We start from the raw sequence: 12,706 nt of genomic DNA, 5'->3' as shown, positions 1-12,706 counted from the left end.
TGGTGAAGACCCTCGCATTGATGTCGCTTGGCCTGTCGCAAAGAACCAGCGGGCTGACCGTGCCGCTTGACGTACAAGCGGAAAGGCCGACAAGCGTGAGAGCAAGGAGCATCGTCAAACGGATCATAGTCCAGGTACCTTCAGCTGTGGCGCGGGAAGCCAACGGCGCGTCAAATCGTAATCCTCGAGAGCATCTGTTTTGCAATCAGAAGATCGGGGGTCGAATCGCTCCAGCGCTACCATTGTTTTCAATAGGGGTTTCTTGGTTTGAGCGACTGGCCCGACGTTCGCCTCACTAACCTGCTTTATGGTGGCAATGGCGGCATTGTAGGATGGCGAGCAAGCGTCGCTGCCGTTATAGGAGCCACGTTTGCTTATGGCCCTTGCCAGTTCGGGGAGTCGACCATCGCCGAGCAGCGCAGCAATTAGGTGGATACCAGTTAAAAGATGTTCCATGGGTTCAACTCCAGCGAAGGCATGACCCACACCGTTTCACTCAGCAAAGCGTTGTGCCACCCGTTTCCTGCGCAAACTGGGAATTGGTTCAGGAGACGACGAGATATTGCGGCGGCGGATCGATCGTCGTGCCGGGGCCGTAGTTGACCAGATAGGGGTTGATCCAGATTTTCTTGCGATCCGGCCGACCCGGACCGAAGCCTTGGTTCTTTCAATGGCCGGAGCGCATATGTGGCTTAACGGGGCCTCGACCTTCTTCGTAGGCGTGTTCTTTTGCCATTCCGATCGGTGACATAGCCGATATGCACCGTGGCGTAATCCTAGTTTGAGCACGGGGAACTTAAATACTGCTGGGAATACAATTTTCAGCTTGGCCACAGTGGCTTTCGATGCGGCGACGACGAAGGACATGCCGATACTCGTGATGACGCCATGGCCGCCATCAAGGCAAGGTTGGCGCGGTTTATTGCGACACCGCATGCCGAAGCGGAGGCCTTGATTTACCACCGCAGCGATGGTTGACCGGCAGTTATGCGTGCCAAAGGCCTTAATTGGCATCTCAACACAAAAGATTGGCAGACAGCGCAAGCGCCTTTCTATTTGAACTGCTAGAGAAAGCCCGCACGGTTGGAATGAAAGGCCATTGAGCCTCGCTGGCGCCGCTTAATGAATTGAGCGATCTGCCCCCGCCCACCAAGACGAAGAATTTGATTCAAGAGCAAGTAGCCTAACCAAGTACGGGGCCCCTCATGGGGGCTCCCGCTTGATTGTTCCACTGTCCTGCTTCGCGAGGGGACAGTGGAGTAATCGTGCTCCGATTATATGGATCGACCCGAAGGCAAGAGCCTCCCGTCTCCATCGCCAAAGGAAACTATAGTGGAGAAACTCGTCGTGCTTGGCGTATTGTTCGCCAGCGTGTCCGCCCCAGCTATGGCTGCTCAGCAGTCTTGCTCTCGTAACCTGAGCCAGATTTGGCTCAACACCCCGTGCGCTGTTGTCAATTCGATGAAGCACGGAAAGGGCGACGGCCATGTAGGCACGCGTTCAATTGGTGCATCGAAAGCATCTGCTGCACATTCGACCACTGCCGCTGCTGCAACGCATCATTCTCCCGCAATGTCGAGCGTATCGGGCGCCGCAAACGAAGCACGCAATGCTCCCGCTGCATCCGCACCGTCGCACGCTGATACTGCATCAAATGCACCATCGCCGTCGCAGCCTGCTGCAACGCAGCCGAGCAATAACCCACCTGCTGGGCTCAATGAATCCACACCGGACGACGGCAACCACGAAGAGGCTAAGGACTCCAGCACTGTAGATGAAGGAACGCCTTCCATCGATCAGGGCATCACTGCGTCAGTACCTGGAACGACTCCGACTGCGCCTGATGCAGACAAGGACAAGGACAAGGAACACGGTTGTTCCGGTGGTGGAAATTGCGGCATCGGTCAAGGCAACGGCGGTGGCAATGGCACCGGCAACGAAGGCGGCGGACGTGGCCCTGATGGGCACGACCATCAGCGTTAATTGAGGCAGATCGGCTTGTTCTCGAAAAAATAGAGCGAGCCTTTAATGCCAGCGGCTTGCAGAATGGCATACTTCGCTTTGGAGACGGGATAATCATCCGCGTTGATGAGAATAACCAATAACAGCAGTCTTTCGGAGCACGAACACCCGCGTTGATTTGCGTTATTCAAGGCGCTGACAAAATGAGGCGGGTTAGAGCCCTAGCTTACACGTGGGCTCAGTACTTGGCGGTGGTGCGAAAAGCCCACCGCCTCTTTGATTCTCAAATTAAATAAAATGATTGATTCGAATCCTTCAATCTTTGCCTACATTGCCGGGATGTATGAAGATCATCGATCATTCCAAATGGTGCAGATTTTCGGTCGGAAGCCCGGGCAGATCGTCGGGATTACGTCCGCTTACGATGCTGCCAAATTTCTGCTGGAGGAATGGCCATACGAAAGCGGAGCTAAGCTTTCAATGGCAAAGGCAATCCTCCTGAAGTGCCTTGAGGGCGGATGCTCGGCGGCAGTTGCCCGGGTTGCATTTGTTGAAGCGGCGAGAGAAGCCAATATTTTTGTTGAGGTGCAAGCGCGACCAGCGCCCACCGGCAAGCCACAACGCTGGCAAAAGACAGCATCGCGGCGGCGATAGGATTCAGTCGCCGCAGTAATAGCCATAGCCTTTGCCGCAATAGGACTTGGCTGAGACATCGAGACCCCACAAGATCGCACCGCTAATGACGATTACCATCACCCATCCCAAGTAGATTTCGAACGCTTCTGACTTAGGGGATGTGAGCGCTTTGATGAGGGTCGACACTAATGCGAAACTAACCACGCCCCATATTAGAGCAGCGAGTGCGTCGGTGATTGTCATTTGGTTATGCTCGGTGATGTTCGATAGGAAGCATGGTTGCTCGACGGGCGGAAATTCCCGCGACCACGCGGGGCCGTCTAAGCAGTTCCAAGGTATTGGAGCTTGCCTTTCGCTGCCAATCTTTTGCGCTGAGACGCCAACCGCAAATCGCCAATAGCGCAGCGTACGCCTCGGGCATTGGCAAAGTTTGGTAGATAATTCGGTAGGGACAGTTTATATCTGCGAGATGTTGTAAAGCAAAAACAATATGTTATGCCAATAACGTGGCGGAAGAGGTGAGATTCGAACTCACGGTACGGTTCCCCGCACGACGGTTTTCAAGACCGTTGCCTTAAACCACTCGGCCACTCTTCCAGCCTGTGCCACGCCGTCGAGAACCAACGAACGTTTCGCCCGACGGACAGACGCGGCCTTTATATCGCTTCGCGTTGCCGCGTCAACGGTTCTGCTGCATCTTTTGCCGTGGACTTGCCTGTCGACGTGCCTTCAAAGTAGGTAGCGCAAAGTCAGCATAGTAGGAAGCCGCAGATGTCAGAACTTAAAGTCCGCACAAGAGCCGTCGGGGCGAAGGCAGTCCTCAAGGGCAAGGAACTACCCGTCATAACGTCGGAAACCGGCGGCGAAATCAACATTGTCACCTCCGTGTCGCAGCCGGGCTTCAACCCTCTCGATCTGCTCTACGCGTCCCTGTCAGCCTGCATTGCACTCAGCGCGCGAATTGCAGCAAACAAGCTTGGCGTATCGGACAGGCTCAAGGAAGTGCGCGTGCACGTGACTGGCGACAAAGCCCACGAGGAACCGTCCCGCATTGCCTTGTTCAAAAGCGACATAGAGATCGAGGGCGATCTCGACACGGCGACACGGCGCGATATCGTCGAAAAAGCCGAAGAAATCTGCACCGTTTCCAATACGCTCCGCGGCGACGCGCAATTCCAAACGACCCTTCGCGACTGATCGTCAGGTGGTCGTCGTGTGGTCCACTGCCACATACCGTTCAAGTTCCGGATCGAGGTCGACCTCAACGACATTGGTGAAGATCGTCGTCGCCACCATGATCCCAGCGAAGGCGACAAGGTTGACGAGCGTCGCTTCGTCATAGCGGGTCGCGAGTTTCTTCCACAATTCATCCGGTACGGCGTTAGCGTTCGCGACCAGGGCCTTGCCGAAGTCGATCAGCACGGCTTCGTCCGCCGTGGGCACCGGCGCGTTAAGCTCCTGACCCGCCTCGACCAACGCGCGGCGAAAGAACGTCGACGGAACGAGTGCGTGGCTTGCTTCGGATATTGCCAGCGAAAAGAGCAAGATTGCCCGATCGCTGAGAGTTGGCCGCAGCAGATCACGCAGCGTGAACCACTCGGCATAGATGCGATGTGCCGCGGGAGAATGCAGCATGATGCGCTTCATATTGGTCATCCGGCCGCGTAATTCGAGCTCACGGTCGTGTTCAGCACGTGCTTCGGGTGACGCCGTTGCATAGTCAATTGGGGGTATTCGACTCATGGAAAAATCCATATTTTTGATGGGCTTGCCGCACTATAGGGGTTGTTAATGGCCTATCAACCTATCCGTGGCAATTTCATGGGGTGCACTTCTCGAATGGGCGTCGGGGTTTGCGCCGGCGTTCTGATCTGCTATCGATACATTACTATTCTCGGGGACGGTCCGCGCGGCCGGTGGTCTGCATTGTCAAAAGCTAAAGCTTTTCGAGTTGTAGGGGTTGTTGCCGTGGGCGCTCTGATGGCGGCCTGTGCCTCTCCCAAGACGACAGTGGCGCGCAAACATTCCAAGGAATATTTTGCCGAATCCGAATATGGCGTGAAGGCCAGCCCGCGTGTTGTCACCGATCTGCGACATATCCCGCGCGGCGGCGGCCGCAACCTTGTCGGTCAGCCCTACAAGGTTGCGGGCAAGTGGTACTACCCGAAGGAAGAACCGGGATATCGACGCCAGGGGAAGGCGTCCTGGTATGGCTCTGCGTTTCATGGCCGCTTGACCGCCAACGGCGAGATTTATGATACGACCAGGCTTACAGCAGCGCATCCTACCATGCCGTTGCCGAGCTATGCGCGCGTGACCAACCTCGGCAATGGCAGTTCCGTCATCGTCCGGGTCAACGATCGCGGCCCCTATCATTCCTCGCGCGTTATCGACCTTTCGCAAAAGGCCGCAACGGTGCTCGATTACCAACACACCGGGACGGCCGATGTGAAGGTCGAATATGTCGGGCGCGCCCCGCTGGAAGGCAATGATGACGGGTTCCTCATGGCCTCCTACCACGCACCAGGCGTCGATCCATATGGACAGCCGGCTTCAGGCGTGATGATTGCCATGAATGGCGGCACGCCTACGCGACGCGCGCCTGTCGCGATCCCCGGAATGCAACCCCAGCAGCCTGCCGGCGTCCAGGTGGCGAGCCTTGGCAACCAGGCGTTTTCGCTCGAGGTACAGGCAGCACGGCTCACTGGGCAGCAACAGTCTACGCCAGTGCCTGCTGCCGGCGTTGCCATGAACTTCAGTATCGACGTCGATCCGGTTCTGCCGTTGATCGGCCCATATGTCGACGAAAAGCCGACGATCCTTATCGGCTCGCTCAAGGGTAACAAGCGCGCGCAGTCGCCTTTCATCAGTTCCTACGCCAGCGAGCGAATTGCCGGCGCCAATGCCCCACTCAATGCCGCATCCAGCATTCTTTCATCGAATGCAATTTCCTCTTCATGGAAAAGCATGAATGCGGCTGCCGTCACGCAACCATCTGGCGAATATGTCGAGATCGGCTTGTTCGCCAACAAGAGCGAGGCCGGACGTCTGGTTGCGGCGCTTTCTGCCTATGGCAAAGTCGAAATGTCGGAAGTCGCAAGCCCCGAAGGCCGCAGAATCGAGCTCATTGCCCGTGCAGACTCCGGTAAGAACACCGACAGGTTGCTCAAGGCCGCCTGGGCCGCCGGGGCAGGGGATGCATTTGTCGTTCGCGATGACGGTAATTGATTATCGACGCGTCGCACCGTCGCTGAAAGCGCCTTTCCGCTCACTCGCCTTGGGCCTTGTCGTTACGCTGGCTGCTGCTTTCGGTGCCGAAGCGCAGGACACGCTATTCGACACCAAGGCGAAGCAGGCGCTGATGGTCGAAGTCCAGACCGGCACGGTCCTTTACGCCAAATCGCCTGAAACGCTCATCGAGCCGGCAGCGCTTGCCAAGCTGATGACCATGGAAGTGGTGTTCCACGAGTTGCAGGCCGGCAAGATCGGGCTCTCGACGCAATATACCGTCAGCGAACACGCCTGGCGGACTGGCGGCGCACCATCGGGTGGCTCGACCATGTTTGCCAAGCTGAAATCATCGATCAGCGTTGGCGACCTCATTCAGGGCGTCATTGTCCAGTCCGCCAATGACGGGTGCATAATCCTGGCTGAAGGTATTGCCGGCTCCGAGGAAAAGTTTGCCGAAATGATGAATGCAAGGGCAAAGGAACTCGGCCTCAACAATTCGAACTTTGTCAATTCGACAGGATTACCGGAACCAAAGCAGCGCGTATCGCTCGCGGACCTCGTCGCGCTTGCTCGCCATATCAAGCGGACCTATCCCGAATTCTATCACACCTACGCGCAGGACAATTTCACCTGGAACAACATCTTCCAGCGCAATCGCAATCCTTTGTTGCGACTTGATATCGGCGCGGATGGGATGGGTACCGGCTATACGGAACAGTCCGGCTTCGGCATAGTCGGCGCAACCGAACATGGCGGGCGCCGCTATGTCGTGGCCCTGAGCGGGCTTGCGAGCGACAAGGAGAGGGCAGAGGAGGCAAAGCGCATCTTCGAGTGGGCCTACCAGGCGTTCGAAGAGATCGATATTTTCGCGGCAGGCGAAACGATCGGTGAGGCAAGTATCTACGGCGGTACCAAGTCGAGCGTGCCGCTCAGGGCGCAGGAAAAAGTGAGCCTGCTCGTACCCGTGGCCAATCGCGATCGCCTGAAAGCCCACATCGTTTATAAGGGACCGCTTGTTGCGCCTGTAAAGGCTGGCGAAGAGGCGGGCGTGCTGCGGATCTGGATCGGCGAGGAACTTGTCCAAGAAACACCGGTCTATACGGCGGAGGCCGTCGAAACCGGTGACCTCACGAAACGGACACTCGATGCGGTGTTGGAACTCACCACGGGCTGGACCCGGCAACTGAAGTTCTGAACATGCCTCGACCTTTTAAATTGCTGACGCTAGAACCATCTTTGAGGTGACTCCATCGAAAGACGGCTGACGGCGTGCAGGGACTATTCATCACATTCGAGGGCGGCGAGGGCGCGGGCAAATCGACCCAGATTGCTAGGCTTGCCGAGCACCTGCGCGCAAGCGGCGACGACGTGTTGGCAACACGCGAGCCCGGCGGCTCGCCCGGCGCCGAAGCCTTGCGACACGTGATATTGAGCGGTGCCGCAGAGGCCTTCGGGCCCGCCATGGAAGCCTTGCTCTTTGCTGCCGCCCGCAATGACCATGTAGAGCAGATAATGCGCCCGGCGCTGCGGTCCGGCCGCATGGTGCTTTGTGATCGTTACATCGATTCAAGCAGGGTTTACCAGGGCGTAACGGGTGACCTCGACCCGGATCTGATGCGCGCTATCGAGAAGGTCGCTATCAATGGCCTTGTGCCCGATCTCACGATCATCCTCGACCTGCCGGCGGAATTAGGTTTGCAGCGGGCCAACGCGCGGCGTGGCGAAGGCGCTGCCGACCGCTTCGAAAAGGAAACGGTGGACATGCACGCCAAGCGACGTGATGCCTATCTGGCGATAGCAAAGGCGGAACCTGAACGTTGCAAGGTCATTGCCGGCGATCGTCCGGCCGGCGAGATCGCGCGTCAGATCGCCCAGCTAGTCGATGACCTCAAGGCGAGGCGGGGCATGAAATCTGCCCAAACTGCCGAGGTAGCCCGATGAGCGATGCGGTCCTCGACGTACCAGTGACCCACGATGCCATCGATGGTGTCCCGCCACCCTCTGCCAATCGCGCCCTCTTCGGGCACGACCGTATACGATCATTCCTTGCGCAGGCCTATCGGTCCGGTCACATGCACCACGCCCTTCTGCTCGAGGGACCGCAGGGCGTGGGCAAGGCGACGCTGGCGTTTCATCTTGCCGGACACATGCTGACCTATCCGCAAACGAAAGATGCGCCGCTCACACTTGCTGAACCGAACTTCACCGCGGCGCCTTACCGGCAGATGGCCAGTGGTACGCACCTCTCCCTGCTGCACATTACCCGCCCAGTCGATACGAAGACAGGCAAATTCAAGACCGGCATAACGATAGACGAGATAAGAAGGGTTACGCACTTCCTCAACCGCACCTCCCATGATGGTTCGTGGCGCATCGTCATCGTCGATCCGGCGGATGATATGAATCGTAATGCTGCCAATGCCTTGCTCAAGACTCTTGAAGAACCACCGCAACGTACCCTGTTCATCCTGATCTCGCATTCATTGGGTCGTTTGTTGCCGACCATCCGCTCGCGCTGTCAATCTCTGCGCTTTGAACCCCTGGAACAGAAGGATCTGATTTCGGCGCTTACGGCAATCAATCTCGACCCCGGCCAAGTCACCGACATCGAGGGGCTTGTCAAACAGGCAGATGGAAGCGCGCGCAAAGCCGCCTTGCTTCTGGCATTCGGCGGGCTGGAGATTTCAGAGGCAGTCGAGGGCGTTCTCGGCAGGGTTGTATTCGATGTGCCGAAAGCCCATGCGCTGGCCTCTGCCCTTTCGGGACGCGAAGCCGAAATTCAATATAACCTCTTTCTCGAGGGCCTGTTCGATCGTATCGCACTGAACGCGCGGCTGGCAGCGGAGCAGGGCGACACGGCAAAAGCCAGCCGCTGGTCCAATCTCTGGACCGACCTGCAGAACGAGGCGAGGGACGCTGCCGACTACAACCTCGACAGGAAACAGACCGTCCTGATTTTTCTCGATCGAATGCACCGCTTCCTCGCAGACGCCAGATAGGGCTGTGGCGGTCTGGCAATCACGCCGGACATGGGTTATGTCAAAGCCTCCCAAGATACTTAAGCAAAAGACGAAATCAGGTCACGCATGAGCCGCGAAAAGTTCTATATCACCACTGCCATTTCCTACCCGAATGGGAGCCCGCATATCGGGCATGCCTATGAGCTGATCGCGACCGACGCGATTGCCCGTTTCAATCGGCATGACGGCAAGGACGTCCTCTTCCTGAGCGGCACCGATGAACATGGCATCAAGATGCTGCAGACGGCCCGCAAGGAAGGGATTTCGCCCCGCGCTCTGGCTGACAGAAATGCCAAACTTTTCCGTGACATGGGCACGCTCCTTAATGCGTCCTACGATGACTTCATTCGCACCACGGAAGAGCGGCACTACGCTTCGTCACAGGCGATCTGGAAGAAAATGGTCGAGGCGGGGGACATCTACAAGGATTCCTATGCCGGCTGGTACTCGGTGCGCGACGAGGCATACTATCAGGAAGAAGAGACGGAAGTGCGTGCGGACAATGTACGCTATGGTCCGCAGGGAACGCCTGTCGAATGGCTCGAGGAGGAAAGCTATTTCTTCCGGCTATCGGCCTATCAGGATCGGCTGCTGAAGCTCTATGCCGACAATCCAGACTTCATCGGGCCAGATGAGCGCCGCAACGAAGTTGTTTCCTTCGTCAAATCGGGACTAAAGGATCTGTCGGTCTCGCGTACGACGTTCGATTGGGGGATCCCGGTTCCCGGCGATGAGAAGCACGTCATGTACGTGTGGGTCGATGCGCTCACCAACTACATCACGGCGGCGGGCTATCCTGACGTAAATGCGGAACGATGGCGCTTTTGGCCTGCCGATGTCCATATCATCGGCAAGGACATCATCCGCTTTCACGCTGTCTATTGGCCGGCCTTTCTACTTTCGGCCGGCATCGAACTCCCGAAGCGGGTTTATGGCCACGGTTTTGTATTCAACCGCGGCGAGAAGATGTCGAAGTCCGTCGGCAATGTCATCGATCCGGTATCGCTCGTCGAGCATTATGGCCTCGATCAGCTGCGCTATTTCCTCTTGCGCGAGATACCGTTTGGGCAGGATGGAAATTACAGCCACGAGGCAATCGTCAACCGGACCAACGCGGACCTTGCCAATGATCTCGGCAATCTGGCACAGCGCTCGCTATCGATGATCGCGAAGAATTGTGGTGCGAAGGTACCGCAACCCGGCGAATTCACCGATGCGGATCTGGCGATTCTCAACCAGGCGCTGACCGCGCTCGAAACCGCACGCAAGGCGGTCGGAACGCAGGCCATTCACATGGCGCTTGCGGCCATCTTTGGCGTGGTCGCGGAAGCCAATCGCTATTTTGCCGGCCAGGAGCCATGGGCGTTGAAGAAAACCGACCCGGCGCGCATGGATACGGTCCTCTATGTGACCGCTGAGGTTATTCGCCGTATCGGCATTCTGTGCTTGCCGTTCATACCGGGCTCGGCGGCGAAGCTGCTCGATATCCTGGCGATCGCGGCCGACAGGCGCAATTTTGCGGATCTTTCCGGGGCGAAACTCGTCCCGGGGACGGACTTGCCGGCGCCGCAACCGATCTTCCCGCGCTATGTCGAAGCAGACAAAGAAGCCTGAGCGGACTGCAAATGACGATGCTTGTCGACAGTCACTGCCATCTCGACTTTGCTGACTTCGCTGAGGAACGCGATGCCATTGTTCAGCGGGCGCTTGATAATGATATCAAGCGCCTCGTAACCATCGGCACGCGCGTGAGGCGGTTCGACAGTATCCTTGCCATCGCTGAACGATATGAGAGCGTCTACGCCTCGGTAGGTACGCACCCGAACAACGCGCACGAGGAACTCGACGTAACAGCCGACGACCTGATCCGGCTTTCCGAGCATCCGAAGGTCGTGGCGATCGGCGAAGCGGGGCTCGACTATCACTACGATTATGCACCGCCGGAAGCCCAGGCCCAAGGATTGCGTACCCACATCGAAGCGGCGCGAGCGACACGACTGCCGCTGGTCATCCATGCGCGCAGCGCCGATGCGGACATGATTTCGATTCTTGAGGAAGAAACAGGGAAGGGCGCCTTCCCTTTCATCCTGCACTGCTTTTCGTCGGGGCCCGAGTTGGCCAAGGTGGGAGTCGATCTCGGCGGCTACGTCTCCTTCTCCGGCATACTCACTTTCAAGAACTCACCCGAGATACGCGATATAGCGCGAAACGTCCCGCGGGACCGACTGCTCGTTGAGACGGATGCGCCTTATCTTGCGCCAGTGCCCTATCGCGGCAAGCGCAATGAGCCGAGTTTCGTGCGCCATACGGCGGCCGTTCTTGCCGACACGATCGGGGTCAGCGAGGAAGAAATTGCACGCTTGACCACGGACAATGTGTTCCGGCTTTTCACCAAGATGCCAAGGCCTGCCGATGCCTGACCGTCTACGCTTCACCATCCTTGGCTGTGGCTCTTCGCCGGGTGTGCCGCGGATCAATGGTGACTGGGGCAAATGCGATCCTAATAATCCGAGGAACCGCCGGCGGCGTGCGTCGATGCTCGTTGAGCGTTTGGCGGAAAATGGCGGTGTTACGACCGTGATCATCGACACAGGTCCGGATTTCCGCTCGCAGATGATCGATTTCGGTTCGAGCAAACTCGATGCGGTGGTCTACACGCACCCGCATGCAGATCACATCCATGGGCTTGATGACCTGCGGACTTTCGTCATCGATCGCCGTGATCTGTTCGATATTTACGCCGATGTGCTGACCCTGAAGCGGCTTTATGAAGCCTTTGCCTATTGTTTCAAAACACCGGAAGGATCGAGCTATCCGCCGATATTGCGGCCGCACGAGATCGTCCATCACGAGGCCTTCGAGGTTGGTGGTGCCGGCGGGCCGATCCGCTTCATACCGCTGCCGCAGGTTCACGGCGACATAATTTCGCTCGGGTTCCGCATCGCCAATGTCGCTTATTGCTCGGATGTGAGCGCATTTCCCGATACCACGGCTGCGCAATTATTCGATCTCGACACACTTGTCATCGATGCCTTGCAATACCGCCCACACCCAAGTCATTTTTCTCTCGAAGAATCAATAGAATGGATCGGCAAATTGAAGCCCCGTCGAGCAATTTTGACACATATGCACGTGCCGCTCGATTATGAAGCGGTCATGCGCGATACGTCAGATCACGTGGAACCCGCATTCGATGGCCTGACATTTGAGGTCGAGCTATGAGCAAGAGTGTCGAGCGCGTGCGCCAGGCGGCCCATGCTGCCGGATTCGGTATTGAGATTCGCCAGATGGCGGATTCGACGCACACAGCCGAGGACGCCGCCATTCAATGCGGCGTTACGGTTGGCCAAATCGTCAAATCATTGATCTTCCAAGGCGCCAATACGCAGAAGCTTTATCTGTTCCTGGTTTCCGGGCCGCGGCAGCTTGACCTTAGCAAGGCCGCCAGGCTGACGGGAGAAGACTTGCACCGAGCCGATCCAAAGTATGTCCGCAAGGAAACCGGCTTTGCCATTGGCGGAGTCGCGCCGATCGGGCATCTCATCGATATCGATGCTTACGCCGACGAAAACCTAATGCAGTTCGATGTCGTCTGGGCAGCGGCGGGTGGCACGAACTTCGTGTTTCCAAGTGATCCCAATGCTTTGGTCAAAGCCGCCAAGGCGCAAGTTGCCGATATTACGGGCTGATCACAACCACTGGGTAATAAGTCGCAGTTCCATAATCTATCTTATGTGACTTTTGTTTGTAGCCGCAAAGTTAAAATGTCCGGTATTTGCAAAGTAGAAATGTCGTTGTGACCACCCTCCCGCCTCTTTGTAACGAGCGACGGGAAGCAGATTTTGGGACTGATTTTG

At 57.2% G+C, this 12,706-nt stretch carries 13 protein-coding genes and 1 tRNA gene; 11 read left to right on the top strand and 3 right to left on the bottom strand.

Going from position 1 to position 12,706, the window contains the following annotated elements; all coding sequences use genetic code 11:
* Window positions 1-123: 123 nt before the first annotated feature.
* A complete protein-coding gene (locus AAAB35_RS00980) occupies window positions 124-456 on the bottom strand; it encodes a hypothetical protein (protein WP_340666383.1) in 333 nt (110 codons plus the stop codon).
* 876 nt (window positions 457-1,332) lie between these two features.
* Here AAAB35_RS00980 and AAAB35_RS00975 point away from each other — a divergent pair.
* Window positions 1,333-1,983, top strand: coding sequence for a hypothetical protein (locus AAAB35_RS00975; protein ID WP_340666382.1), 651 nt, complete (start codon window positions 1,333-1,335; stop codon window positions 1,981-1,983).
* 255 nt (window positions 1,984-2,238) lie between these two features.
* Window positions 2,239-2,616 carry a DUF982 domain-containing protein gene (locus tag AAAB35_RS00970; protein ID WP_340666381.1) on the top strand — a complete coding sequence of 126 codons (378 nt, stop codon included), beginning with the start codon at window positions 2,239-2,241 and terminating at the stop codon, window positions 2,614-2,616.
* Between the two features lie 489 nt (window positions 2,617-3,105).
* On the opposite strand, the gene AAAB35_RS00965 is transcribed toward AAAB35_RS00970, so the two are convergent.
* Window positions 3,106-3,195, bottom strand: a tRNA-Ser gene (locus AAAB35_RS00965).
* Window positions 3,196-3,369: 174 nt separating this feature from the next.
* On the opposite strand from AAAB35_RS00965, the gene AAAB35_RS00960 reads away from it, so the two are divergent.
* Window positions 3,370-3,795 (top strand): OsmC family protein, encoded by a 426-nt coding sequence (locus tag AAAB35_RS00960; RefSeq protein WP_340666380.1) that lies wholly within the window; start codon window positions 3,370-3,372, stop codon window positions 3,793-3,795.
* A 3-nt stretch (window positions 3,796-3,798) separates the two neighbouring features.
* Here AAAB35_RS00960 and AAAB35_RS00955 read toward each other — a convergent pair whose 3' ends face one another.
* A complete protein-coding gene (locus tag AAAB35_RS00955; protein ID WP_340666379.1) occupies window positions 3,799-4,341 on the bottom strand; it encodes a hypothetical protein in 543 nt (180 codons plus the stop codon).
* Window positions 4,342-4,566: 225 nt separating this feature from the next.
* Here AAAB35_RS00955 and AAAB35_RS00950 point away from each other — a divergent pair, with 225 nt between their 5' ends.
* The 8 genes from AAAB35_RS00950 (at window position 4,567) to AAAB35_RS00915 (ending at window position 12,538) form a co-directional block, all read left to right on the top strand.
* Window positions 4,567-5,826: a septal ring lytic transglycosylase RlpA family protein gene (locus tag AAAB35_RS00950; protein WP_340666378.1), complete on the top strand. Its 1,260-nt coding sequence runs from the start codon at window positions 4,567-4,569 to the stop codon at window positions 5,824-5,826.
* On the top strand, window positions 5,795-7,024 hold the full coding sequence (locus AAAB35_RS00945; RefSeq protein ID WP_340666377.1) for a D-alanyl-D-alanine carboxypeptidase family protein: 1,230 nt from the start codon (window positions 5,795-5,797) through the stop codon (window positions 7,022-7,024). Before AAAB35_RS00950 ends, AAAB35_RS00945 begins: the two co-directional genes overlap by 32 nt.
* Window positions 7,025-7,098: 74 nt before the next feature.
* On the top strand, window positions 7,099-7,770 hold the full coding sequence (gene tmk / locus AAAB35_RS00940; RefSeq protein ID WP_340666376.1) for a dTMP kinase: 672 nt from the start codon (window positions 7,099-7,101) through the stop codon (window positions 7,768-7,770).
* A complete protein-coding gene (locus AAAB35_RS00935; protein WP_340666375.1) occupies window positions 7,767-8,828 on the top strand; it encodes a DNA polymerase III subunit delta' in 1,062 nt (353 codons plus the stop codon). The genes tmk and AAAB35_RS00935 overlap by 4 nt, the downstream gene beginning before the upstream one ends.
* Before the next feature lie 87 nt (window positions 8,829-8,915).
* Window positions 8,916-10,463 carry a methionine--tRNA ligase gene (gene metG, locus AAAB35_RS00930; RefSeq protein ID WP_340666374.1) on the top strand — a complete coding sequence of 516 codons (1,548 nt, stop codon included), beginning with the start codon at window positions 8,916-8,918 and terminating at the stop codon, window positions 10,461-10,463.
* 17 nt (window positions 10,464-10,480) lie between these two features.
* Window positions 10,481-11,269, top strand: coding sequence for a TatD family hydrolase (locus tag AAAB35_RS00925; protein ID WP_340666385.1), 789 nt, complete (start codon window positions 10,481-10,483; stop codon window positions 11,267-11,269).
* Window positions 11,256-12,071: an MBL fold metallo-hydrolase gene (locus AAAB35_RS00920; protein ID WP_340666384.1), complete on the top strand. Its 816-nt coding sequence runs from the start codon at window positions 11,256-11,258 to the stop codon at window positions 12,069-12,071. The genes AAAB35_RS00925 and AAAB35_RS00920 overlap by 14 nt, the downstream gene beginning before the upstream one ends.
* Window positions 12,068-12,538, top strand: coding sequence for a YbaK/EbsC family protein (locus tag AAAB35_RS00915; RefSeq protein ID WP_340666373.1), 471 nt, complete (start codon window positions 12,068-12,070; stop codon window positions 12,536-12,538). Before AAAB35_RS00920 ends, AAAB35_RS00915 begins: the two co-directional genes overlap by 4 nt.
* The last annotated feature ends 168 nt before the right edge of the window (window positions 12,539-12,706 follow it).

This window comes from Phyllobacterium sp. (assembly GCF_037994425.1).
In the GTDB taxonomy this organism is placed as follows: domain Bacteria; phylum Pseudomonadota; class Alphaproteobacteria; order Rhizobiales; family Rhizobiaceae; genus Phyllobacterium.
This window is presented reverse-complemented; position numbering and strand designations above follow the sequence as displayed.